The following is a 24,837-nucleotide window of genomic DNA, read 5'->3' on the forward strand; positions in this document are numbered from 1 at the left end:
AAAACGTACGGAGTTATGGACATAAATCCACCTAAGTGTACCGACATTGACTACATTAATTTTCTCATTGCGGCTTCTAACGTTTTTAGCTGTACTGAAGCTGCTAGATGTTATCCAGACATAGCTAATGCTCCTTCTCATGATGCTTTTACTCGTTGCCTTCAAAGGCAACCTCCAGACACGGAAGCACTATGGGAGGAAGTAAAAAGTTATGTCAAGCTTAAGGGAGGATACCTAATTGTTGATGATTCAACATTAGATAAACCATACGCAGAAGAAATTGCTTTTGTTCGTCGTATGTGGAGTGGAAAACATCATCGTACTGTAAAGGGAATAGGCCTGGTTACCTTAGTTTGGACTGACGGTACAACCGTTATACCTATCGATTTTCGAATTTATAACATCGATGTAGACGACAAAACAAAGAATGACCATTTCCGTGATATGCTTGACAAGGCCGAAGAACGTGGTTTTAATCCCAAATTCGTTTTATTTGATACATGGTATGCAAGTGTGAAAAACCTTAAAGCCATTAGACAGAAAGAGTGGCATTTCCTTACAAGATTGAAAAATAATCGTTTGGTAAATCCTGACAACAAGGGAAATGTGCCACTTGAAACAGTAGATATTCCTCCAAAAGGACGTGTGGTTCACCTCAAAGCATATGGATTTGTAAAGGTGTTTAGGATAGTTTCAAAAAATGGAGACACGCAACACTGGGTTACAGATGTGCAAGAGATGGATGAAGCAAAACGTGAAGATTTGGCAAAGAAGTCATGGAAAATTGAGGAATATCATAGGGGAATAAAACAGTTCTGTGGTGTCGAAAAATGTCAGGCAAGAAAGGAAGAATCACAAAGAGCACATATAATGTTCTCATTAAGAGCTTTTCTTAGACTGGAATTACAAAGAATCAAAAGTGGAATATCCTGGTTTGAAAGTGCTATGAAAATTAGAAGAGTGGCAGTGACAGAATACTTAAGGAATCCCCAATACACGTTAAATTAATTCAAATATTTGAAAGTTTGGAAAAAACAATATGCTAGGAGCCAACTGCGTAACTCCTAAGATAGTCAAGCGTACGCTCAATAGTCCTCTGGGCTAGATAGCTTTCCTCTACAAAATAGACGTCTTCATTAATGCCAAGGAGTTCCTGTAAAAGCATATCTGTGTAGATTCGGATAATCTCATATCAAGATTTCGAAAAAAATCTACACAGGGTTTACTGCCGCCCAATAACCATAAATTAAAACAGTTATTCTCACCCATAATTCACTCCTCTGGATCCACAAGCTTTTAAAAAAAGACTTGAGCGAAAAAACCAGTAACGACATAATCGTCGTGATTAACTAGCGCAACAGTTGCAGCACAAAACTTTTGAAAAAAATAGAATGAAAACCTCACCAATGGTTAAGTTTGGATTTGATGACCTTATCCCCGAACCCTACCGGCGTGATCAACCGGCGCAACGGTTGCTAGAGAGCCGCAACTCTCTCACCGGACACCAGTGAAATTGAGATTACATCACAATTCACAGAAAATTCCCGATTATCTGCGTTCTCTAGAAAGAACTCGGGTGACTCAGTCCGTTTGAGCGGTCGAAGCGAGCAAAACAGACATGAGCCCCCAAAGCGGAATTTGTGCTATGAACAAAAACAAATGATGAAGCTCTGGAAAGTGAAATAAAGGAGAAAAAGCTATTAAAAGCTGAAAGGAAGTAAAAAACCCCAATATAAGCAAAGTTATTTATATAATCTGATTACAAAATCAGGAATTATAAGGATATATATTAACAAATAAAGAAGATTGGAGGATAATATGGCAAAAGTAATACCATTTGCACCAATTGAGCGTTTAATAAGAACCGCAGGCGCTCATAGAGTTAGTGAGAGTGCGGGAATGGCCCTTACAGAAATTCTGGAAGAATATGGACTTGAGATTTCAAGAGAAGCAATAAAACTTGCAGAACATGCAGGCAGAAAAACTGTAAAAGCTGAAGACATAAAATTAGCAAAAGAAATGCTGTAAACTAAGACTGTCCACCCCTTAATGATATTTATCAGTGGCGTTTTGCTTTACGGGACAAAAGAGAAAATAAAATGCTGGTACCCAGCATTTTCCTATTTTTACGTGAGATTCAATTATGCGGTGGCAGTTTCCAGATTTACTACGGTTAGGATTCTACAGGTCAGATCTTTGAGCAGAAGGAAAATTATGCTCAAAGAAACATATCAAAGAGACTTATACCTGTTACAGTAACTCCCGTTACTATAATTCCTGCTATCATCACCCCTGCAGCAATTGCAGGTAAGGCATGCCTGAACTTGACCCCGAAGACAAATGCCGCTGCACAGCCAGACCAGGCCCCAGTAACCGGCAGGGGTATGGCTACGAAGATGGTTAGAGCGAGGAGTCCGTATTTTTCAAAACTCTCGGCATTTTTCCGGCGAGTCTTTGAGAAGAGCCAAGTGAAGAAAGTATCAAAGATCGAGTAACGTCTGAGATAGTTCGAGACCGGCTCAAGAAAGAGCAGAAGGGGAATTACAGGAAGGAGATTCCCAATCACTGAGAAGAAGAATGCATCGAAGGGACCCATTCCATAGATGCCCATTGCAACAGGGATTGCACCTCTCAGTTCGGAGACAGGTATAGCTCCCATAATCAAAACTGCAAGCCAGTGGGGAACAGACCCCAACATTTCTACTAATGTTATTTCAACAGACATGGTAATCAGGATTTATTAATTTAGTATGATCCTATATAAAAAAGGCCGAATTCAAGCCCTTTTAACCGTTCTTGAGAGACCTGGAATGAAGAGAAGCCTTATTCAGAGTCGTTAAATCCCTTAATCGGGATTAGAAAGCGCAAAATGCGCGAGTAAAGCTTCGAGCTGGATCTTTTCAGTTGCTCCTTCAGTTAACCTGAAATCAATCTCACCTATTATGTCCACGAGTTCGACAATGCGTTTTTCAGAGAGCCCAAGATCCAGAATCATCCGGTTATCCATTTCGGAGATTGCCCTGTAAATCTGTCCAACTATATCTTCTCCGGAAAGCCCCTCTTCGTAGAGCAACCTATTCAATTCCTTTCGAGCAGCCCTGAAATTACCACGCAGGGCAGTTTCAATCAGGTGTCTGATATCTTCTGGATTTGCGGTTGCGGTAGTTCTGTAAATGGTTTCCCTGGATATAGATTTATTCGGCTCAACGAAAGCGGCAGCCTGGAGAGAATTCACAGCTTTTCTCATATCTCCCTGGGATATATAAATAAGAGCTTCATATCCGTCTTCAGTAATAGACAAAACCTGGTCTTTAGCGATGTACTCAAGGCGTTTCCTGATAGCTTCATCGGAAAGTCGTCTGAACCTGAAAACTGCACAGCGGGACTGGATAGGCTCAATAATCCTGGAAGAATAATTACAAGATAAAATAAACCGGCAGTTATTGCTGAACCGTTCCATTGTCCGCCTGAGTGCAGATTGAGCATCTGAAGTTAGTGCATCAGCTTCATCCAGGAAGATAATCTTAAATTCGGCTCTTCCCATAGGGGCAGTTTTTGCGAAGTTTTTGATTTTTGTCCGGACAACATCAATTCCTCTCTCATCCGAGGCATTAAGTTCGGTAAAGTTTTCACGCCACAGGTCTTCTCCAAAAATTTCTCTTGCAATCGAGACGGCAGAAGCGGTTTTTCCGACTCCTGGCGGCCCGGAAAACAGCAGATGGGGAAGATTTTTCGTTGCAACATAAGACTTCAAGCGTTCTATTGTTTCTTCCTGCCCCGCCACCTGATCCAGTCTCACAGGCCTGTACTTCTCAATCCAGATCTCTTCTTTAATCGTAGAGTCCTCCATTCATGCTTGCACCATATTTAGAGAAGATGATATTTAAACTTTTGAATGTTTTGAGTTGTTATGTTTAACCGCATTTTAAAAATGCAATTTGTGCGTTACAGCCAGGATACAACCAATATATAAATGTATAGAACGCAAAATAAAAATAACAAGAGAAGAAAAATGGCAATTCTAAAGTGAAAAGGTTAAAAGAAAAACGGTAACATTTTCGTCTGCTTGATCCGCTTTTACTCTCTTAGCCAAACTTATATAAGTTTCTGGTTTTGCCGCCATTAACAATTTTACTATTTTTATTACTTTTACTAACTCTTCTATTATTCATTTTAGTAATTTTTACCTCACTCGATCTTTCTAATTATAGTAATTTTTACCCCACTCGATCTTTCTGATTTTAGTAATTTTTACCCTACTCGATCTTTCTATTAATTGTAGCATATATTTATTTGAATGATATTATAATAGTATAGTATTAGAATAGTACTTTTCCAAATTTAAAAAAAGTATACGAAAATTTGTTTCAAAAAGTTACTGGACTATACTTTAAGGGAATTAGTACATTCGACTGCCGATCACGGATATAACATTTGCCTGACATAATTATATTGAGGTCAATTATATTTAATTTGCCAGAGGAGTAGAGCATGGAAGAACAAAGTGAAAAATCGAAAACTGAAAAACTAACTGAAGAGCTCAAAGAAATGGCTCTAACTCTTGGAGCATTTAGAGTGGGCATCGCAACAACCGAAACCCTTACAGGCGGTCCCCCATCTACGGATCTGACATATGTGTTGCCAGGAGCAAAATCGGCAATTGTTTTTGCCCTTGCTTTTGACCAGAACCTTATAGAACCTTACTTTAGAAAAGAGGACCATAAATCCCTTGAAACCAATAAAGTACGAACCACCACCCTCGCCAACGGGATAGCCCTGGAAATGGCAGGATTCTTACAGCAATACGGGTACAAAGCCACTCCCCAGCTTGCAAATTTCGTTTACCGGCAGGATTCGGAAAACTGGTTGCTGGATATGCACCCCCCGATTTCCCACAGGTACCTGGCAGTTCGCTCCGGGATAGGACATTTCGGGTACTCAGGGAACATAATTACAAAGGAATACGGATCAGCAATTGCCCTGGCATCTGTAGTTACTGATGCGGAACTTATCCCAACAGAACCACTGCCGGAAGAGGAAAACTATTGTGACGAATGCAAGATCTGCCTTGCAGTCTGCTCCTCTGGATTTGTTGACCCGCTTGAGAAGGTCACGGTAAATCTTGGAGGAAAGGAGTTTAGCTATGGAAAAAGGAGAAGCAACAGCCGATGTTTCCTTGTTTGCGGAGGGCTTACAGGCTTAAATGCTTCGGGAAAGTGGTCTACCTGGTCTCCGGCTCGCTTTGAGATTCCCAAAAAAGATGAAGATTTTACCGCTGCTATGCCCGGTACAATAGAAGCGTACCTCAAGAGGCAAAGATCAAAGGTGGATTTTTCATATGCCTGATTCCAGGGAACAGAATGGAATATACCTGCTCAAACTGTCACTTTGTCTGCCATCCTGACAAAGAAATCCGGAAAGCCAGATACAGGATGCTAACAGAAAGCGGCGTGGTCATACAGGAACCAGACGGAACACTTAGAGCCGTATCTCCTGAAGAAGCAAAAGAGTATTTCAAGAACATGCCTTTGGAAAGGAGAAAGCTGTACGAATCAGTTCCAGAGGAGTAAACGATCCAGAGCAGGGAAAGTTAACTAAAGATTACAAATATGAAGTTTGCTGCTACCGCACGAAAGAAAGGTCTAAAAAAGAAGGCAGAAAAAGGAGAAGAAAGAAATAAGTGGAGAAGAAAGAAATAAGTGAAGAAGAAAGAAATGTAACGCAGATCAGTCCATGTACACGGTATGCAGAGTTTCATAGATAGGCCCTTTCGGAGTCAGTGTGCTTTTCTTTAAAAGCACTTTATTTACCCACATAGTACCAATTTCGATGTCCTTTAATTCCTTTACTATATTTATGAACGTGGTTTTCTGCTCCTTCTTAAGAAACTTTATCCTGACAAGAGTAGCATGGGCAGTAAATTCCCTGTCATCTTTTTCGAATTTAAAAGGTTCCAGTAACTCTTCTACGTTGTCATGTAACACCTTGAAGTTTCCGGCTGCCCCCAGCCAGAGGATTCTGGGATTCGAAGGCTTAGGAAAAACTCCAAGTCCCCCTACTTTTGCTTCGAAAGGCTCGCATGTAATAGAGTCGAGAGCTGCGGAAAGAGGTGAAACTCTTGATTCGTCCACGTTCCCCAGGAACTTCAGAGTTATGTGAACAAGCTCAGGATCAACAAATTTCAGATCAAAACCAGAAAATCTGGCCTGAAGCTCTCGAATTCTCTCCGTAAAACCGGGATCTAATTCCACTGCTATAAATGTCCTGATCAAAGCATTCACCAATATTAATTGAAAAGCGAACAAGAAAAATCTTCCTGTTAATTTTCGTCTGAAAAACTGAGTTTAGATCCCTTTTTTGAAGGAATTGTAAACCCTTCACAAAATTATTTTAAAAAATATAAAAGAGACAAAGTGCAAAAGAGCAGAAAGGAAAAAAGACGGATCAAAGGGATTACAGGGCAATTATAATATACAAGAGATAAGTACAGAGAATGAAATAAGCTTAAGTATTTATAAATTTGGTCTCAATGTTAACCTGAGGAAAAGAATTTTTGCTCGGAGAAAAACGCTAAGTTAAAAAATAATAACCCTGATTTGAGAAAATAATTTTAGTTCAAAAAATAACAACTCTAAAAATCAAATTGCATGCGGCCACCCTACCCTAAACAGGCTGCTCTACAATTATTAGTAGTAATAAAAAAGTGCTAAAAAGAAATCAAATAAGACCTTTAAATCAAAAAAGAAGGAATTTATTTATTTATTTATTTATTTATTTATTTATTACTAGAAGTAATTGTAGGATAGCTTATAAAGGATAGGGGTATGCTTCGGGCCGCCCGCCAGGTTTCTGGGGAATAATTAAGTATCAATTTACAAGACTTTCTTGATACAGAGTTGCATTACCAACTTCAGTAACCGTGAAACAAAGAAACCTCACTTTACAAAGAAGCAACTGTACAGAGGTTTAAACGAAACCAAAAAGAGGCTAGGGGTTACATTATTCCTAATCCAAACAGGCTGTCCGACAATTATTGGCAGTAATAAAAAAGTGCTAAAAAGAAAGTAAATAAGAACTTTAAATCTAAGAACTTTAAATCAAAAAAGAAGGAATTTGCTTATTAACGAAAGTAATTGTCAGACAGCCTGTAAAGAATGGGGTATTCGTGGCCCTCTGCCTCCCGATGCAATAAAAAGTGGAGCCTCAAATCGGTTGCTGCAAAAAGAAAAAGCGGTGGATCATATGGATAGAGCACGTATAATTGCAGAGACGGCAGCCCGGATTTCCAGAGAACTTGATGCTGCCGCAATTATGGTTTCCGGAGAATTGAGTTTTGAAGGGATCGAAACTGGGGGAATTCCGGTCTACTACATCTCCATGCGCCCTAAAAGCATAATAGACCACCTGATCTCCACTGGAAAGGATGGAAAAAATCCTATGAAGGAACTCGGCGACCAGATAAACCGTGAGGCTGCAGGCAACTCTGACCACCTTCAACAAGCTGCCGCCATAGAATACGTGCTTGGAAGACTGGAAAATGGGATTATTGTAGGCGTAGTCGAAACCCGCGGCTCCAGTTCGATTATTGTACATAACCTCGACGAAAATCCCCTTATAAAAGCCATGAAGGAATGTCAGGAAAGGATAAAGCCGGAAGTGATGAGTGCAATCATGAAAATCTCTTTTGATATTGTCCTGACAGGTAGGGAAGGCAAAAAAATAGGAGCTGCCTTTATAATAGGCGATTCCGAAGAGGTTCTGAAACGCTCTCACCAGCTAATACTGAATCCTTACGCAGGTCACGATGAAACGTATCGGAATATCCTTGACAAGAAAAACTGGGAATCCATAAAGGAATTTTCCCAGCTTGACGGAGTTTTTGTGGTAGACGAAAACGGAATAATCCAGGCTGCAGGCCGCTACCTTGACGTTGATGCAAAAAATGTGGATATTGAGAAAGGACTGGGAGGCAGACACGTTTCAGCAGCCGCAATCAGCAGAGATACGGTTGCGATTGCAGTTACGGTATCCGAGTCAGGCGGAATTATAAGGGTATATAAAGACGCGAAAGAAATAATCTGCATGGACTGCCTGAAACCTGCGGTAAGATACATCTAATCCTGAAAATCAGAACTTTTTTACTCAGGATTAGAAATTTTTAGTTACATCCGAAGTATTGAGAGTTGCTAACTTTTTAAGAGCAAAGGCTTTCAGTAGAACGTGTAAGAAGAAGGGCAGAACATAAACTCATAAATAAAGAAAGTGTATCTATAAATATATGGGAAATAAAAAGAGTATATGCCTAAATAGGTGAGGAAATAAAAAGAGTATATGCCTAAATAGGTGAGGAAATAAAAGAGTATATGCCTAAATAGGTGAGGAAATAAAGAGAGTATATGTCTAAATATACGGGAAAATAAAGAGAGTATATGTTTAAATATTGGGGAAATAAAGAAAGTGGAGTATTTTCATGAGAAGACAACTTTTTTACATTCCTTTTAGCCTTACATTCCTTCTTCTTTTGATTATTATTATGATTTTTGGGCTTAGTTCTCTTTTTTTTGGAATAATTGTTTCCGCCTTTACGAAGATTGGCTTCTCTATAGAGGACGCGCTCCTTATCATGTTACTGTCCCTCCTCGGAAGTGGTATCAATATCCCTCTGGCAACCCTCAGATCCGATGCTCCGGTAGTTAGAGATACATATGTCCGTGTTTTTGGCGTATCTTACCGAGTTCCATTTCGGCGTGTGATAAGAAATGAAACGACAATTGCTGTGAATGTAGGAGGAGCGGTTATTCCGATTCTAATTTCAGCTTACCTTCTTATAAAATTCCCTTCGTCTCTCCTGCTTGCAGGAACCGGCATCTTAATAGTTACAATCATAACTCATTCCGTAGCAAAGCCGATCCGCGGCATAGGTATTGCAACCCCGGCACTGGTTCCGCCCCTTGCAGCTGCCCTTGCTGCAATTTTGCTGACTTCGATAATTCATATCCCGAATTGTCCAATTGACCAGTGCCGCGTTGTCGTTGCTTATACAGGAGGAGTGCTCGGAACCCTTATTGGAGCCGATCTTCTTAACCTGGGAAAAATTAAGAATCTTGGAGCTCCGGTTGCAAGCATAGGAGGAGCAGGAACCTTTGATGGGATCTTTTTAAGCGGATTCATTGCTCTTCTCCTGATCTAACAAAAAATCAGGTAACAGGGATCAGTGAATAGGGATCAATTAACAGGAATCAGTTAATAGAGATCAGTTAATAGAGATCAGTTAATAGAGATCAGTTAATAGAGATCAGTTAATAGGAATCAGTAAATAGGAATCAGTAAATAGGAATCAGTAAATAGGAATCAGTTAACAGGGATCAGAAAATAGTCATAAGGCTAGAAATAATGGTTCTTCGCCATTTTCTATGGATAAGATGATTTTCAATTCGATCCTGCATTGGTTTTTATGAAGACATTACAAGGATATCCACACAAAGCAACAAAGAGCCAAAATAAGGCTAAATATGTAAAAGAAAAAGAACGGAAAAAAGGAAGAAAAAAGGAAGAGAAAAAAATGAGAACTTAAAAAACTACTCTTTTTTAATTACAAATCTAAAGATAGTTCTCTTAATCTCTCCTTTTTATAAAATACTGACAAAGAATTATTCCGAAAACTCCTGCGAGCAACTCGAAACCAGAAGCTTTTGCGGAAGTTACTATTCCGGTTTTTTCCTCAGGAAGACTACTATTATTGTTGACATCTTTTAAATCGTCAGCCTTACTCTCGAGAAGAGAAGCAGAGGATGTAGACGGTGAAGACTCATTCGAGAGAGATTCATTCAAGAGAGACTCAGAATTATTGACACCTGAAGAAGTATTATCCTCTACAGTAACGTCGGTTGCCGGATATATAACATACCCTTCAGGAGAAGTGCTTCCCTTTCCTTCATCCGAGGTCTGGAAATACCAGGAATCGGTAAAGTAGTTCTTTTTATCTTTGTCAAGGGTCAAAGTGATAGAATTTGAATTTTTAAGGACAATTTCGTTTGCAGAAGCTTCTTTTACCTCAAAACCCTGATATTCATCCCCATTCTCAATGACCATCACTTTATCTTTGTCGATGAGCCAGGTATACTTGAAGACTGCAAAGGAATCAGTAGCACTCGTGAATACGGAATCTACATAGGTTACAAAGTAGAGCTGGTCTTTCTTATCACCGAAATCCGCAGTTGCAGTAAAGGTTTTATCAGCAACATTTCCACTTGTGTTTACAATTCCGGACTCAATTTCTTCCCCATTTTTATCTAGTGAAAACCATACCTTTTCGCCATCAACGTCAACCTGGTTAACTACCAGAGAGTAATTGCTCCCGAGATCCCAGGAATCTCCAGCCTTTAATGTTTTTTTATCGCTGGAAGGCTGAGAAATTACAAGTTTTGCAAGCCGGGTGGAGTCGTTTCCAACGGCAACATACGGTTTTCCAAACCAGGGAAGCTGATAATAGAACATACCACCAAGCTCCTTAGGAGTTGTACTGGCATCAAGTTCAAGGTCGGAAACAACTCCATATTTGGAAGAAAACGGACGGGTAGTATACACAAGTTCTCCTTCACCGATTACATGATTTCCGGGGTGGCCCTTGCCAAGTTCATCCTGGCCGTCTTTTTCGACATATTGAAGGCGTTCACCCCACCAGTTTTCAGAAGCTACAAAACCTTTATGCTTGTTTACAGGATAGGCAAAGCCGCCAAAAGTGGTAGCATTCCAGCAGAATCCATCGGATAAAGTTTCGTTTGTGTCGAGGGGCAAACCAGAGATAGCTGGAGCTGGAGCTGCAAAACCCGAAGGAACGATCAACGAACAAACTGTAAGCGAAGCAAACAGCAAAAGTAAAATTTTTTTAGCATAGGATGTCATAAGAAATTATCACTCTTTTCATTTATGTTCATATATTTAAATACGATAGGCAAGATAATATCAGTAACAGTGTTATTTATTAAATGAAACGTAACAACAAATAAATCTAAGTAGTTAATAAATTTTACTAAATTAATTCATTTCGAAACCCTAAATTGATTTTTTGGAGTCTCAAATGCAGCCTTCACTCGGCATTGAAGCCTGTAAACTATCAATAGAAGTTCTTGTCACGGGACGTAATTCTAAAACTTTTATTTGGGGTAAATGGAACTTTTATTTCTGGAAATACTTTCATAATCGTCATCTCATATTTGATAGTTCATAGCGTAGAACTTGTAAATACACAAATTTAGTTGTGTTCAACTTTATTTTAGAATAAAACAAACTTAATTGTTTTAAAATAATGACCAAACGCATAGGAAATAGTTTGTATTCAAAATATTGTAATTCAGGACAATTTGTTTAAAACAACTTTATTTTAATGATTTCCACTATACTGTGATGAAAAGTTATATTTTAAATAGTTCAAAATAAAAAATATTTTACTTTATTCTTAAGAAAAAAATCTGGTTTTGGAATGAACTCTGAGATTGGCTTCGTATGAATACTCTTTGAATTTTCCTCAAATTTTCCTCAAATTTTCCTCAAATTTTCCTCAAATTTTGTTAGAAATTAAAAGATGAAACTCTCAAACAAAAACCCGTGCAAAATTTGTTTTGAAAGCTTTATCTCTGCCGTTCTATTCATCAATTGATTTTCCTCTACTCTGGACTGATTTAATTATCAGTAAAGGAAAACGGAATCCTGTTTCCTATAATAGATATAAATAATTATGTATTTAAAGTTTTATTAAGCCTATGAAAGCTAGATATTTTGTGGGTTCAACCATAGTTGGAAAAATTTTGTCGCCCTCATCGGATTGATAGAACCAATAAGAGCACTGAGTAAGAAATAATGTAATAATGAAAATTAGATAATTCGTCTGTAGTTCGTCTGATTAGATCAGCTTCTCACCTTAAAACAGAGCAGGGCGGCAACCCAGTTAAAAAAAAGATTGGCCGAAAATCAGCCTCTAACCTTAAAACGGAGCAAAGCTGCGATTCCTCCCAATTTATGAAGCTTTTCTCCGGGCTCAAAGGCCGTGCTGAAAACAACAACCTTCCCCTGAGCTTGTTCGACTTCCCTGAGGAGTTTATCGATATCCGCTCCTCTTTCCCGTCCTTCCCGGAGGGTTTCATCGGCAACAAGCAAGGTTTCGACAGCCCCGAAATTTAGAGCATTCTTAACATCGGCAAGGCCATAGGCAGCTTTGCCGTTCATTGAGATCTCACGGATCAGGTCTTCCATAAGGGCGGATTCGCGAGCTATACGGGATTCCTGCATAATGCGGTCAACTGCACCTCTGCGTAGAACTTCCTGAAAGCCGGACATTCCTATCATGGAGGTATCTTCGATAAGGGCTTTTGAAGCCATAGCCGGTTCGGTTTCCTGGAAATATTTAATGAAATCCTCTTTAGTAAACCCGGGTCCGGCAATAACTATGGACGCTTCCTCAGGAACGGCATGCCTGAGCTGTTCTACAACCTCCCTGAAAAACTCATTTCTCAAGCCAGTCTCTCGCTTTCCCGAAGACTGCCGGATATGAGAATAGATCTCTATCCCGTAGTGATGCACAAAGCCAATATCGGCATCGCCTTCTTCTATTGCTACCATAACAACTTTCGGGCGCTTTGAGGCTTCTTCAGCATCCTTGATCCGCTGGAGCTGGTCGTTCTTCCAGCGTTCCTTGACAATCGAAAGATTGGTTCCGATCTCGATATTGAGAGTATGATAAGAGCCCGCATCCATCCCATGCTCTATCATTCCATGTAACCGCAGTCGATTAGCAAATTTGTGAAACTCGATATCGTCAATCCTGATTCCAAGCCTGACCTTTACCTTCTCAACCTTTTCAGGGCGGATTTTGTCACTTGCCGAATCGGCTTTCCTTTTGGTAACCGAAAAAACCAGGTCCCCTTTTTCGATTATATATTTGAGGTGCCAGAGGTCATCAAGGGTTTCGGCTGTTACTGAAATTTCGCCTTCCCGTCCCTTAAGAGAGCGATTTGTAACTCTCATGCATTTTTCCCTCCATGCATTTCAATTTCCTCTTCAGTTCCGTTCCTGGCATTCATTTCTGAGATTTCTCCAGCGAGTTTTTCCTTGAATTCTTCTTCAGTTCCCTTTTCGAAGTTTTGTCCGAATTCCTTATCAATTTCTTCTTCGTTATCTTCAGGTTCGTTCTCGACTTCCGGATCCTCATGTTCCTCGCCCTCACCCTCAATCCTTTCTCCCTTCCTTTTCGGCTTCTGGCTCTTTAAGTCCGATTCTCCGGGTGGGACCATCATAGCGATCTGGTCAGGAGAGGCAATCTGCTTTACAAAGCGGGGATCATTGAGTTCGTCGGCATAAATCCTGTAGATCTTTTTAGAGATGTCATTCTGATTAAAAGCCCCGGGGACGACTTCGAGGATATAATCCCCATGTTTCCGGACAGCAGAAACAGGCCCGCCTATAACTCTCGTCTCGCCTTTGAGCTCAAGCCCGACTGCAATGCCGAGAGGAATATCCTTAAAGTAATTGCGTTCCCCGCGGATGATAAAAGCTCCTTTTTTCACATATTCTCCTGATTCTGGAGTTTTGCTGACCTGCTCGGCTTTGACCCAGTAGCAGTCCCCACTGAAATGCCCTGCCTTCCAGAGGCTGGAATAAGAAACAGCAAACTGTGCCGCTTCCTGCAAGGTAGATTCTGGAACCTCTTCTCCGCCAGTCTTGATAACTGTGAGAGGAGCTCCCGGAGTTTGGGTATGGAAAACAAGGTCTCTCTTTTCCAGGTATTTCTTAAAAATATCTTCGTTGGTGTCTGCATCCCTGCCTCCCACAACAAAGAAGCCATCCGAGGATACAAACCACCTGAACCTGTCATACCAGTGTTTTTTCCGGGACGCATGAAGCTTTCTTCCTGCCTTTGCAGCCTTTGCCACGGATTTTTTCTCCATAGCCTTCCTGGTATCTTCGATAGCTTTGAGAGCTCCATCTCTTTTTTTGCTAAATTTCTTGACCTTTTCATAATACTCCTGAGCATTCTGCGGCACTGTCTTACGGATGTCAATGTTAATACTCTTCCCGTCCAGGTTTACAGTTACAGTTCCTGCCCGGGGGTCAATATTTGTAATCTTTTGCGCAGCAGGCACGGTCTTTTTAGCCTGCTTCAGAATTGAGCGGATCTCGTCCCAGGAATACCCCTTTGACCTTGCGCTGTTGAGCACGGAAAGAAGCTCTTCGATACCCTGGTAGTTTGCATAGACTGTCTCAGCAAGAGTATTATTTTTCTCGATTTCTTTTTCGAACTTTTTAATGCTCCCTTCCTGTTGAAGAAGCCGCCGTTCATAAACGCCAAGTGCTTTTTCCTTTTTCTGAGCTGCTTTTACCTCTTCGATCTGTTCAAGTGCCTTTTTCCCAAAAAATTCATCAAGTGCCGTGTTAAAAGAATCAAAATACTCTTTTTCAAATCCTGAATAGCGAATAAGGTCAAAAGGAAGTACGTCGAAAGTTTCCAGCTTTCCGTTGATTTCCTTTTTCACATGCTGAGGCCTGAGCTTAGGAGCCTCACCTTCAACCCCGGCTTCGAGTTTAAGTTCGGTTTCGGGTTTAAGTTCGGTTTTGGGTTTAAGTTCGGTTTCTGGCTTAGACTCGATATCGGATTTAAGTTCAGTTTCAGTTTCAGCTTCTGTGTGGCCTTTATCTCCGGCTCCTATCCTCAAAAGCGGAGAAAAGAGATCGTGCATTGCATTACAGATCATGGAGGCGTCTTCTTCAGTTGCCTCCTTTGAAGGCTTTGATTTATCAATTCCTGCCCTGGCACAGACTTCTTCTGCCAGAACTCCTCCCAGATTGAACCTTGTGGCAACCGTCCTGACGATATCAGACGTAGATCTGGAAAACTCCTTTAGAAGGTCAGAATCCTTTACCTTGAGAGGACTTATCTGTGCCTCAGGCAGTTCGTAAATTTCTCCACTCCGAAGCCGCCTATCCTTCATTGTTACAGGATTCATAGGCAGAATAATCCTGTTTTCCGAATCGACAATAAGTATATTCCCAGGGGCGAAAAGCTCCACAATAAGATTACTGTGGACTCCAGCTCTCTCAACCCCAATTTTCACGATCCTGTCAAAGTCGTGCTGCTCCACATATACAATCCTGCCTCCCATCAGGTATTTTCTAAGCAGCATTGGAAAAGCCTGGGGAAGCGTCGGGCTTGCCCTGAGGTATTTGCTTAGATGAATACGCTTCCCGGCCTCAATAACCAGGTTGTCCCTGCCCTGGTGAAAAACGTAAAGGTTGATGCGAATCTCCTCGTTCGTGGGCTGATAGATCTTCCCGATCTTCGCATCAATAATGGATTTTGGACCTGCTGACAGCTCGGCAACAACTGCAGCAACGTCGGCACTTGACATATCCTGCTTCATGAAGTGGATATAATAGAGGCTTTTGGTATAAGCATTACTGAAGAATTTAGTGAAATTAGATAAAAGTGAAGCGGCTCAGCACTCAGGCTCGGCGGCTTCGCACACTTCGAGCCTTCGATGATCCACCTTACGAATCAAATGGTAATAGTTTGGACATAAGTTGTAAAGGAGTAAAAGGAAAGAAGATTACAATTTTCTCAAAAGGCGAAAATCCAAACCGAAGTTACCACCCCCAGGGTAGTATCCGTCAAGGTTTGCATTTTTCAGTATTTTTTCAATTTTAATCCTTGCGTCTACAAAGGTATCATCTATTGATTCTTCAACTTCATCAAACCCACAAATATCTTTATTCAGAAGAACCTCCTTCATTGCGAGAACATCAGCTACTGCAAATCTCAATTCTTTATTGGAATTTGGATAATTGTTTCCAATAACAAACCCGACTCTTTTGCCAGTCATGACGCTAACGCATAATTTATTTATTGGAGTTCATGAAACAACTCAGACCTTCAAAGACTGATAGCTGCGGGTTTTCTTCAAAAAATTGGGATAATTTTGTGAGGGGCAATTTTGAAATCTTAATCGCGCTTCCATCAGGGCATTTTAGTTCAATTTCGGCAGTTGGCCTGTACTCTAGCCAGGTTTTCATTGCTTCAAGGATTATCTCTGCAAAGACCTTACCAGTTATGCCGAAAACTGCAAGTGTACTGAAAATGGTTGTCAGATCAGCTTTATCCCCTTCAGAACAATCGGCTTTTAAAGGTTCTATCCAGCCATCAGGTATATTCGTGCAAATTGAACTATATAGCTGACAGCACTGCTCCTGCCAATACTCAGAAAAAGTTTCAACGTCTTCAGACGTGAGTACGATAGAGAAATTAGACGTATCAAGAACTTGCTGTATTCTACCACCAGCTATTCAACAATCTAAAACTGATATTTCCTTTAAGGAATATATGATTTAAGATTTTTGTTCAGTAAGAAATACAAGCTTGAAAAAAGTGAGATTTCTTTGAAAATTTTTTAGATAATTTGAAGTTTAAGTACTAATTGTAAAAAAGAAGAAAATTATAGTTCCCTTGAAAAGAAAGTCATAGTTTCCTTGAAAAAGAAAGTTATAGTTCCCTCAACAGACGGAACCCGAGATTGGCAAGCCGACTCTCAGTTTTGCGTTTGAAGCGGCCAGCTGAACGGCAGAGACCTGTCTCGCAGAGCCAGCTGCACCCACGAGAAACCCGATCAGGGCTACTGTCATCTTCCCACGCGCTCCCATCCGAAGGAGCACCATTATAATTATCGTGCCAATTATCCTGTACCCATTCCCAGACATTCCCGTTAATATCATAAAGTCCCCAGGGATTTGGTTTCTTGCAGCCAATAACATGAGTCTTATCGCCTGAATTTCCAGCATGCCAGACGTATTCATCAAGTATTGACTCGTCTTCACCAAAGAAACACCTTGTTTGTGTGTCGGCGCGGCAGGCGTATTCCCATTCGGCTTCTGAAGGTAAGCGGTATTTGTCAGTTCCTTCCATTTCATTCAGCTTTATGATAAACTCCTGAGCTTCGTTCCAGGAAATCATCTCAACAGGATGGTCTTCACCCTTGCAGTATGAATGATTGTTGCCCATTATCTTTTTCCACTGTTTTTGCGTGACAGCGGATTTACCCAGATAAAAAGAGTTATTAATTTTTACTTTATGAACCGGAGACTCGAAATCTGATCTGTCTTTCTCTTCTAAAGGTGAACCCATCTCGAATTCACCGGCCGGGATCAGTGCAAATTGTATACCTGTAAAAGGACTGATAAAGGTTTCAGTATCATCCGGATTATCAGCCAGTACAAGAATAGACGACTCTTCAGTTTCCTCAGTTTTCAGGTAGTATCGAATTGTATTAATGTAAGTCTTAATATTCATAATTCCCAAAACCCCACTCCATAAGAATACCTATTGAGTTGTCAATTTTTAACTTAGAAGTTCCTATTTTCGAATATTGTTTGTCTATTTTCACTTTTAATTCTTATTTCTTTTCGTTTTTAAATTTTTATTTGTCAATTTTCATTTTTCGTTACAATTTTCCAGAATATAATTCAATTCATATTTGTCAATTTAGAATTTTAATTTATACATATCGATTTTTATATTCAGCTTATCAAGTTCATTATTGGTTTTAGCTCTAATTTGTTAGATTTTAGTACTGCAAGTCCATATATCCTCAATAAATCATGGATAAACACAAATAAACACAGATAAACAGATGGTTTCAATTCGCGTGGTTTCAATTCGTGTTTATCCATGTCCATCCATGGTTTTTTATGAGAAACTCATTACAGTGTTGATTTCAAAGTCCAGTTTTATTTTTTATAATTTGGAATCGATGCACTAGAACTCGTTATAATATCGTTGCATATTGTTGTTCTAGGAGATTAAACATTACTGCCACAAAATACATGGATCAAGAGTCTTTATGTATCTGCCATAATAAAGAGAATTATCTAAACTTAAATTGACTGCTAAACGTTTTTAAAAAAACTCATATAACCAAAAGTAAAATATGAGATTGATCTATCATAGAAAAAACCAGCCAGATCCTCTTAACTAAATCAGTTTAGGACTTATGCAGTGGAGGAGTAAAATCAAGTGCGTTAAAGACTGTGCATATAAGTTAAGTTTAAGACAGTTAGCGATCCGATACTGTTGATTTTTCAATTCAACTGCTAAGTCCTATATCCATCCAAGTTAAAAACCCCAAACCAAGAATTTAATAAAAATCCCTGATCGAAATCACTGAACAAAACCCGATTAAAATAGTAAACCATACCTGATCAGAATCCATAAACTATACCCTGATCGGAATTTCTAAACCGCAATCCTGATCAGAACTCCTAAATTAAGATCCAAAACCAGAAGCCCTGAAATTATGGATAATCGAACCGCCCGCTTTTTGAAAACTCGCTTCCAGAACTATTACAAAAATGCCAAAATAGGCCTTCCTGACCACCTGCCTAACAGAGAATGGGCTTTCATCTTCTTTGACAATATGCCTGAAAAGATGATGCACAGACACAAGGCCTTCGGCTCACCCGGAGAAGTTCTTGACTATCTTTACGGCATGGCTCCTGCACATGTTTACAATTCAACTGCGTATTACGAATATCCTGATGCGCGGAAAATGAATGAGAAGAACTGGCTAGGGGCAGAATTGATTTTCGACCTTGATGCAGACCACCTTCCAGATGCCCCGAGAAACTACGCAGATATGCTGGAGCTTGTAAAGAAGGAAACTTTCAAGCTCATGGATTTCCTTTTAGATGATTTCGGGTTTTCGGAGAAGGAAATTGAGCTGGTATTCTCCGGAGGAAGAGGGTATCATTTCCATGTCAGAAGCCCAAAAGTCCTGAAGCTTGGAAGTGCTGAAAGAAGGGAAATCGTAAATTATCTCAGCGGAAGAGACCTTGATTTCAAATATTTTTTCAAGGAAGTTCCCATGGATGGGGAATTCGGAACCGGCTCAAAGACATTTAAAGGAATGAAAAACGTGCCTATGAAATGCACACTTGTGGGACATGATTCAGGCTGGGGAAGAAGGATTGCGCTTTATCTTACGGATTATATGAAAAACGAATGCGAAAAGAGGTACAAAAAAGATATGTTTTCCGAACTTCGCAGGTATGAGAAAGTCGGGGATACTACAGTAAAAAAACTGATTAGTCTTACAAATAGTGAAAATGGTTTAAAGGATATCCTTGAGAAAGGAAGGCTTGACTTTGACGTCAGAAACTTTAAAGATATTGCTGCCTATTTTATGAGAGAGTCTGTTGAAGATTTCCTGCACAGATTTGGAGCCAGTGTTGACGAACCCGTGACTGCAGACATCAAACGTTTGATCCGGGTGCCTGGCTCATTGCATGGTGGGTCAGGTATGCTGGTAAAGAAACTTTCCTTGTCCGAGTTAGAGAAGTTCGACCCACTTACCGATGCTGTTGTCTTTGGCGAAAGGCCGGTAAAAATAACAGTTTTAAAACCTTTTTCGGTGCAGTTAAAGGGTAAGGACTTAAAAGTAGAAGAGGGCATACAGGAAGTTCCTGAGTATGCGGCAGTGTACTTAATTTGTAGAGGTGTTGCTGAGTATGGACATAGAAGAAATCAGCCAGGTCCTGTATAAGGAAGAAAAACAGACAATAAAGACAATTCCAGCTGATTTTTACCTGGAGGCTGAGAAATATGTCCGGAAACTCGAAGAAGAGATTGAAAAAATCGGCAATTCCCGTTCTCCGGAGTTCAAAATGCTTCAAGATGAGCATGAAAGAGCACTTTCGGACCTTGAAACTATCTTCATGAAAAGGATAGGAAAAGTTATAATCAGGGCAACAACCCAGTCTAATGCGAATAAACCGATTTCAAAAGACATCGAAAAATTACTTCCTGTAGAAAAGAGGCTTTATGATCTCGTACTGCAAGGAATTAAAGCCGCAAAAATCGAACTTTTAGGTCCTATTCTGTACCCTGGTTCCGAGAATACTGCAGTCTGGCCTGAAATCATGGAAAGACAATTCTCTGCCGGTTTCAAGGGGGGAACAGAAGCAAAAATGAGGACTCCTGTTATTGCAGCCAGAGGGGAAACAGGGGCAATTCCAGACAAAAACAATATAAATGAGGAATACGTTGTTGTCCGAATACTGAAGGATCTGCCTACCTTTACAGGCGCAGATGGCCGAAATTATACTGTCAGTGCCGAAGAAGTCGTTGTTTTGCCGCAGCTCAATGCCACAGGGCTGATAAAGCGCAATGCAGCTAAACTGATTGTTGGACAGGAAGACTCGGGAAAAGACTGATTTCCTGGAAAAAATTAATTTCCTGAGATTTACAGCTTGTTTTAGCTTGAGAAAAGAGGCGGCAGGCAGTTTGAAGTGTTGGAGATTCGGAGTTAAGCCATGAAGGCCGGAAAGCCTATCAGGTAATAGTATGAGTATTTATATGTGTAGCTATATTTGTGTACCTTAACCTTGTTAGCACCAAGCTTTTTAAAAAAGCTTGAGCAAAAACTAATAATAGCTTAACCTTATAGCACCAGGCTTTTTAAGAAAAAGCTTGAGCAAAAACTAGTAGTACCTTAACCTTGTAAATGCTTTTGACCTCGCCTTGATAGAAGGTTTCTAATCGTGATATCGAGACCGAAAGAGGTTTGAAAAATATCAAGTTCATCTAATCAAAGGCTTCCCAAATAAGATCTTCCCAGGATCTAAATGCCGTACGTAAACGCCATACGTATAATTTCCATATGTATTACTTTCCATATGTATTACTATAGTGTCTTTCCGCGAAAGCCGGAGAAGACAAGCTGCATACCAATAATCATTAAAAAGGTGTAGAGAATGAAAATTCCAAAGAAGTTCAGGAGTTACTGCCCTTACTGTAAAACCCATCAGGAAATGACGGTTGAAAGGGTCAGAAAGGGTCAGGCTTCATCTATGACTCGCATTGCAAGACAGAAGAATAGACAGCAGGGCATAGGAAACAGTGGGAAATTCTCCAAGGTGCCCGGTGGCGACAAGCCCACAAAACGCATCTGGCTTAGATACCGCTGCACAGTATGTAAGAAAGCCTACCAGAAACCATGTTTCAGGGCAAAGAAGTTTGAGTTCAAGGAGTAAGATAAGATGGTAGATTATACCCAGAGGCCAAAAAGCAGGTTCCTGCGCGTAAAGTGCAACGACTGCGAAAATGAACAGATTATATTCGGGAGTGCAAGCCGTAAAATCACCTGCGTAGTCTGTGGAAGAACCCTTGCCGAACCAACCGGTGGAAAATCGACAATCACTACTCATATTCTGGAAGTGCTTGAATAAGCGAACAGGTAAAAGCACTTTATAGCATTGAGTAACAGGTAATAAAAAGATAAAACTTGAGAAGTGGTGCGAATGGGAAACGATAACTGGCCCGAAGTCGGAGAATTTGTTGTTTGTACTGTAAAGAATGTGACGGATTTCGGAGCCTATGTCGAGCTTGAGGAGTTCGGAGGGAGAGAAGGTTTTATCCATATCTCCGAAATAAAAGCAGGCTGGGTCAAGTACGTCAGGGACTACGTAAGGGAAGGGCAGAAGATAGTCTGCAAGGTTCTTAACGTGGACCCTTCCCGCGGCCACATCGACCTTTCATTGAAAGATGTAAACGAGCACCAAAGGCGCGCTAAAATCCAGGAATGGAAAAATGAGCAAAAAGCCGCCAAGTGGCTCCAGTTCGTGGCTGAAGAGACAAATACCGATGAGGATACCCTGCAAGCTTTGCACGAAAAACTCGTAGAAGAGTTCGGAAGTGCATATTTAGCCTTTGAAGAAGCTGCCATCGAAGGAGAGAAAGCCTTCAAAGGAGTCAAAGTTAATAAGAAATATTTAAAGAGTATAATCAAGATAGCAGGGGAAAACATCAAACTGCCTTTTGTAGACATTGCAGGCTATGTGGATCTGACCTGTACCCTTCCAAACGGTGTAGAAGTTATAAAGCAAGCCCTGAGTGCTGCAAATTCTGTCGATGACGTTGATGGAAAAGACATAAGGCTCGAAATAAGTTACACAGGGGCTCCAAGATATCGAATCAAGGTAATTGCCCCGGATTACAAGAAAGCTGAATCAGTCCTTAAAAAATCTGCCCAGATAGCAGTCGATACCATTGCCAAACTTGGCGGACATGGGACTTTCAAGCGGCATATCGAATCGGCAAAGGCGTGATACCCTTTGGGACAAAAGATCCGCAAATGCAAAAATTGCGGCAGGTACACTTTAAGGGAAATTTGTCCGGTCTGTGGGGAAAAAGCTTTCTCCCCAAATCCGGCTCGCTTTTCTCCTCAGGACCCTTATGGCAGGTACCGTAGAATGGCAAAGAAAGGATAAGGAATTGTTATGCAACAAAGTACACTTGTCCGCCTGAAAGGAAACCTTGAACTTAAAAACCCAATCCTTGTAGTGGGACTTCCAGGAGTAGGACTCGTAGGTAAGCTAGTGGCAGAGCATCTGGTAGACGAACTTGGGGCTGAAAAAGTAATAGAAGTTTATTCTCCGCATTTTCCACCTCAGGTACTGGTCAATAAAGACTGTACAGTCCGTCCGGTAAGCAACACTATATACTACGCAAAAGCAAAAGAAAATGACATCCTTTTCCTTGTAGGAGATCATCAGAGTACAACTTCACAGGGACATTATGAACTCTGTTCGCTTTATCTTGACATTGCAGAAGAGTTTGGAGTGAAGAGGATTTACACTCTCGGAGGGTATCCCACAGGCAAACTGACCTATGAAGATACAGTCCTTGGGGTCGCAAATGACACGAAACTGATCGAAGAAATCAAAGAGTATGGGGTAGAGTTCAGAGAATCCGAACCCAGCGGCGGTATAGTTGGAGCTTCTGGCCTGCTTGTAGCTTTCAGTAAGATGCGAGGCATTGATGCTGCCTGCCTTATGGGTATGACCCCAGGATATTTAATGGACCCTAAAAGCGCCCAGTCTCTTCTAAAAGTGCTCTGTAAAATGTTCGGAATTGAAGTAAACATGGAGTCTCTTGAGAAAAAGGCCGAGGAAATGGAAAGCATTCTTGAGAAGCTAAAGGAAAAAGAAGAACAACAGACAATCCAGGAAGCCAAACCTACCGAAGAAGACCTGCGCTATATAGGATGATGTGGTCTTAGAAATGACCAGAGAATTAAGTATGAATTTAGCTAAGGCTATCTAATTAAAGTGAACACCAAAAGTTGGATTTTCCGGTAAAGGGAAGGAAATGAAAGTCAATACAGACCTCCATCTCCATTCAAAGTACTCCATGGCATCTTCCAGAAGAATGGAACTGCCGACAATTGCCAGGGAGGCTTCAAAAAAAGGGATGGAATTAATCGGTACTGCAGACTGTACTCATCCGAAGTGGCTAGAAGAGATCAAAAGAGTATCTGTTTCAGATGAAGAAATCCGCATAGATGAGATTTATTTTATCCCAACTACCGAGATAGAAGACCGAAACCGTGTACACCATCTTCTGATTTTACCTTCGGTTTCAAAGGCTGAAGAATTGGCCGAGCGCATTGCTCCTTTCGGCAACCTTGAAGCCGACGGCCGTCCCAGTGTCAGGTTGAATGGCACTGAACTTGCAGAAATTGCAAAAGACGTTGGAGCCCTTATTGGCCCCTGCCATGCATTTACCCCCTGGACTGCACTTTATGGCTACCATGACAGCCTGAAAAGTTGCTACGGGGATATGACAGATTATATTTCTTTTCTGGAGCTTGGTCTGAGTGCAGACAGTGACTATGCAGACCGGATCCAGGACCTTCACCGCCTTACTTTTCTTTCGAACTCCGATGCCCACTCCCCTTATACCAATAAACTGGCAAGGGAGTTTACGCAGTTTGATGTGCCTGAGCTGACCTTTGATGGCTTGAAAAAAGCCATACTCAGGGAACAGGGGTATAAAGCTACCCTGAATGTAGGGTTCTTTCCCGAAGAGGGAAAATACAATCGGTCAGCCTGCATTAAGTGTTTTACTCAGTATCCGCTGTCTGAAGCCGTTGAGAATAAATGGCGCTGCCCGGTCTGCGGAGGCGTCATAAAGAAAGGGGTTTTCGACCGCGTGAATGAACTCGCAGACTTTAAAGAGCCGAAACATCCTGAATACCGCCCTCCTTACCTTCATCTCATTCCCCTTGCGGAAATTATCCAGATGGCTCTCGGCCATGCAAGCGTTCAGACAAAAGGTGTACAAACGGCCTGGAACAAACTTATAGAACGCTTCGGAAACGAAGTCAAAGCTCTTATTTACTCCGAGCCTGAAGACCTGAAGGTCGTGGGTGATGACAGGATAGTAAATGCGATCCTGGCTTTCAGGAAAGGCAATGTCATAATCCATCCCGGTGGAGGAGGCCAGTATGGCTGGCTTGAGCTGCCTGAAAACCTGAAAAATGAAGAAATCCGGCAAACAGGACAGCTTTCATTTGCAGATCTTGAGGAGATAAATCCCACGAAAGCAAGCAAACCCGAAAAAAATAGGGCGAAAAATCTCCGGAAAAAACCCGGCGAAACCGAAAAAGAAAAGCCAGGTAATCAAGAACCGAATAATACGGAACCGGATGATGCAGGCCAGAGTTCACTTTTCGATTTTTAAGAAACAGGTTCGAGAATAATAAGATATATAAGAAAGAAAGTATATTCACTATCCCTGCATCTGAAACACGTTGCATTAAAAACGTAGGGTAGCGCCCGGAAATTGTTCTCACTTTAAAACAAAATGCCCAGGTAGTCTAGTGGTAAGGCGACGGTCTCGAAAACCGTTTCTTCTTTGGGAGAGCGCAGGTTCAAATCCTGCCCTGGGCGCTAATCTTTGAGTTAAAAGCTCAAAAAAAGATTACTTGAGCTTAAACAATGACTTTTCTCTTTTCCTAT

Annotated in this window: 23 protein-coding genes and 1 tRNA gene; 16 read left to right on the forward strand and 8 right to left on the reverse strand. The window is 40.9% G+C overall.

Annotation, left to right across the window (positions count from 1 at the left end; genetic code table 11):
• Positions 1–15: 15 nt before the first annotated feature.
• Complete coding sequence (locus MSBRM_RS15210; protein ID WP_048155834.1) at positions 16–1,008, forward strand: IS701 family transposase; 993 nt, start codon at positions 16–18, stop codon at positions 1,006–1,008.
• An 810-nt stretch (positions 1,009–1,818) separates the two neighbouring features.
• On the forward strand, positions 1,819–2,028 hold the full coding sequence (locus MSBRM_RS15215; protein WP_011306577.1) for a histone family protein: 210 nt from the start codon (positions 1,819–1,821) through the stop codon (positions 2,026–2,028).
• Between the two features lie 190 nt (positions 2,029–2,218).
• Here MSBRM_RS15215 and MSBRM_RS15220 read toward each other — a convergent pair whose 3' ends face one another.
• A complete protein-coding gene (locus tag MSBRM_RS15220; RefSeq protein ID WP_048121608.1) occupies positions 2,219–2,725 on the reverse strand; it encodes a COG2426 family protein in 507 nt (168 codons plus the stop codon).
• 120 nt (positions 2,726–2,845) lie between these two features.
• The gene (locus tag MSBRM_RS15225; protein ID WP_048121610.1) at positions 2,846–3,850 is read right to left on the reverse strand and encodes a replication factor C small subunit; all 1,005 of its coding nucleotides are present in this window, start codon (positions 3,848–3,850) and stop codon (positions 2,846–2,848) included.
• 641 nt (positions 3,851–4,491) lie between these two features.
• Between MSBRM_RS15225 and MSBRM_RS15230 the strand changes: the two genes are divergently transcribed.
• Together MSBRM_RS15230 and MSBRM_RS21505 are read left to right on the forward strand one after the other, a co-directional pair.
• Complete coding sequence (locus tag MSBRM_RS15230) at positions 4,492–5,346, forward strand: epoxyqueuosine reductase (RefSeq protein ID WP_230628932.1); 855 nt, start codon at positions 4,492–4,494, stop codon at positions 5,344–5,346.
• A gap of 14 nt (positions 5,347–5,360) precedes the next feature.
• Positions 5,361–5,570, forward strand: a complete 210-nt coding sequence (locus tag MSBRM_RS21505; RefSeq protein WP_230628934.1) for a hypothetical protein — start codon at positions 5,361–5,363, stop codon at positions 5,568–5,570.
• A gap of 156 nt (positions 5,571–5,726) precedes the next feature.
• Here the strand turns inward: MSBRM_RS21505 and thpR are convergent, their stop codons facing one another.
• A complete protein-coding gene (gene thpR / locus MSBRM_RS15235; protein ID WP_048123528.1) occupies positions 5,727–6,272 on the reverse strand; it encodes an RNA 2',3'-cyclic phosphodiesterase in 546 nt (181 codons plus the stop codon).
• A 970-nt stretch (positions 6,273–7,242) separates the two neighbouring features.
• Here thpR and MSBRM_RS15240 point away from each other — a divergent pair.
• Positions 7,243–8,118, forward strand: coding sequence for a DNA integrity scanning protein DisA nucleotide-binding domain protein (locus MSBRM_RS15240; RefSeq protein WP_048123530.1), 876 nt, complete (start codon positions 7,243–7,245; stop codon positions 8,116–8,118).
• Positions 8,119–8,470: 352 nt separating this feature from the next.
• Positions 8,471–9,190, forward strand: coding sequence for a DUF1614 domain-containing protein (locus MSBRM_RS15245; RefSeq protein WP_048121611.1), 720 nt, complete (start codon positions 8,471–8,473; stop codon positions 9,188–9,190).
• A gap of 425 nt (positions 9,191–9,615) precedes the next feature.
• On the opposite strand, the gene MSBRM_RS15250 is transcribed toward MSBRM_RS15245, so the two are convergent.
• From MSBRM_RS15250 to MSBRM_RS15265, 4 genes are all read right to left on the reverse strand, one after another.
• Positions 9,616–10,905 (reverse strand): S-layer protein domain-containing protein, encoded by a 1,290-nt coding sequence (locus tag MSBRM_RS15250; protein ID WP_048156206.1) that lies wholly within the window; start codon positions 10,903–10,905, stop codon positions 9,616–9,618.
• Positions 10,906–11,970: 1,065 nt separating this feature from the next.
• Positions 11,971–13,023, reverse strand: coding sequence for an mRNA surveillance protein pelota (locus MSBRM_RS15255; protein WP_048121613.1), 1,053 nt, complete (start codon positions 13,021–13,023; stop codon positions 11,971–11,973).
• Positions 13,020–15,413 (reverse strand): ribosome rescue protein RqcH, encoded by a 2,394-nt coding sequence (rqcH, locus tag MSBRM_RS15260; protein WP_048156209.1) that lies wholly within the window; start codon positions 15,411–15,413, stop codon positions 13,020–13,022. Before rqcH ends, MSBRM_RS15255 begins: the two co-directional genes overlap by 4 nt.
• Before the next feature lie 186 nt (positions 15,414–15,599).
• A complete protein-coding gene (locus MSBRM_RS15265) occupies positions 15,600–15,872 on the reverse strand; it encodes a caspase family protein (protein WP_048121616.1) in 273 nt (90 codons plus the stop codon).
• A 32-nt stretch (positions 15,873–15,904) separates the two neighbouring features.
• On the opposite strand from MSBRM_RS15265, the gene MSBRM_RS15270 reads away from it, so the two are divergent.
• Positions 15,905–16,225: a hypothetical protein gene (locus MSBRM_RS15270; protein ID WP_048121618.1), complete on the forward strand. Its 321-nt coding sequence runs from the start codon at positions 15,905–15,907 to the stop codon at positions 16,223–16,225.
• Positions 16,226–16,528: 303 nt separating this feature from the next.
• Here the strand turns inward: MSBRM_RS15270 and MSBRM_RS15275 are convergent, their stop codons facing one another.
• Positions 16,529–17,332, reverse strand: coding sequence for a formylglycine-generating enzyme family protein (locus MSBRM_RS15275; protein WP_176722092.1), 804 nt, complete (start codon positions 17,330–17,332; stop codon positions 16,529–16,531).
• 1,003 nt (positions 17,333–18,335) lie between these two features.
• Between MSBRM_RS15275 and priS the strand changes: the two genes are divergently transcribed.
• From priS to MSBRM_RS15320, 9 genes are all read left to right on the forward strand, one after another.
• Complete coding sequence (priS, locus tag MSBRM_RS15280) at positions 18,336–19,580, forward strand: DNA primase catalytic subunit PriS (RefSeq protein ID WP_048121621.1); 1,245 nt, start codon at positions 18,336–18,338, stop codon at positions 19,578–19,580.
• Positions 19,546–20,250 (forward strand): DNA replication complex subunit Gins51, encoded by a 705-nt coding sequence (locus MSBRM_RS15285; protein ID WP_048121623.1) that lies wholly within the window; start codon positions 19,546–19,548, stop codon positions 20,248–20,250. Before priS ends, MSBRM_RS15285 begins: the two co-directional genes overlap by 35 nt.
• Before the next feature lie 540 nt (positions 20,251–20,790).
• On the forward strand, positions 20,791–21,069 hold the full coding sequence (locus MSBRM_RS15290; protein WP_048121625.1) for a 50S ribosomal protein L44e: 279 nt from the start codon (positions 20,791–20,793) through the stop codon (positions 21,067–21,069).
• 6 nt (positions 21,070–21,075) lie between these two features.
• The gene (locus MSBRM_RS15295; RefSeq protein ID WP_011020692.1) at positions 21,076–21,264 is read left to right on the forward strand and encodes a 30S ribosomal protein S27e; all 189 of its coding nucleotides are present in this window, start codon (positions 21,076–21,078) and stop codon (positions 21,262–21,264) included.
• Between the two features lie 72 nt (positions 21,265–21,336).
• Entirely contained in the window at positions 21,337–22,143 is an 807-nt protein-coding gene (locus MSBRM_RS15300; RefSeq protein WP_048121627.1) for a translation initiation factor IF-2 subunit alpha, read from the forward strand.
• Positions 22,144–22,149: 6 nt separating this feature from the next.
• On the forward strand, positions 22,150–22,305 hold the full coding sequence (locus MSBRM_RS15305; RefSeq protein WP_048121628.1) for an RNA-protein complex protein Nop10: 156 nt from the start codon (positions 22,150–22,152) through the stop codon (positions 22,303–22,305).
• 9 nt (positions 22,306–22,314) lie between these two features.
• Complete coding sequence (locus MSBRM_RS15310; protein ID WP_048121630.1) at positions 22,315–23,085, forward strand: proteasome assembly chaperone family protein; 771 nt, start codon at positions 22,315–22,317, stop codon at positions 23,083–23,085.
• A gap of 100 nt (positions 23,086–23,185) precedes the next feature.
• Complete coding sequence (locus MSBRM_RS15315; protein WP_048121632.1) at positions 23,186–24,559, forward strand: TIGR00375 family protein; 1,374 nt, start codon at positions 23,186–23,188, stop codon at positions 24,557–24,559.
• Between the two features lie 125 nt (positions 24,560–24,684).
• Positions 24,685–24,768 (forward strand) — tRNA-Ser (locus tag MSBRM_RS15320).
• Positions 24,769–24,837: the final 69 nt, after the last annotated feature.

The organism is Methanosarcina barkeri MS (assembly GCF_000970025.1).
Taxonomy (GTDB): Archaea; Halobacteriota; Methanosarcinia; order Methanosarcinales; family Methanosarcinaceae; genus Methanosarcina; species Methanosarcina barkeri.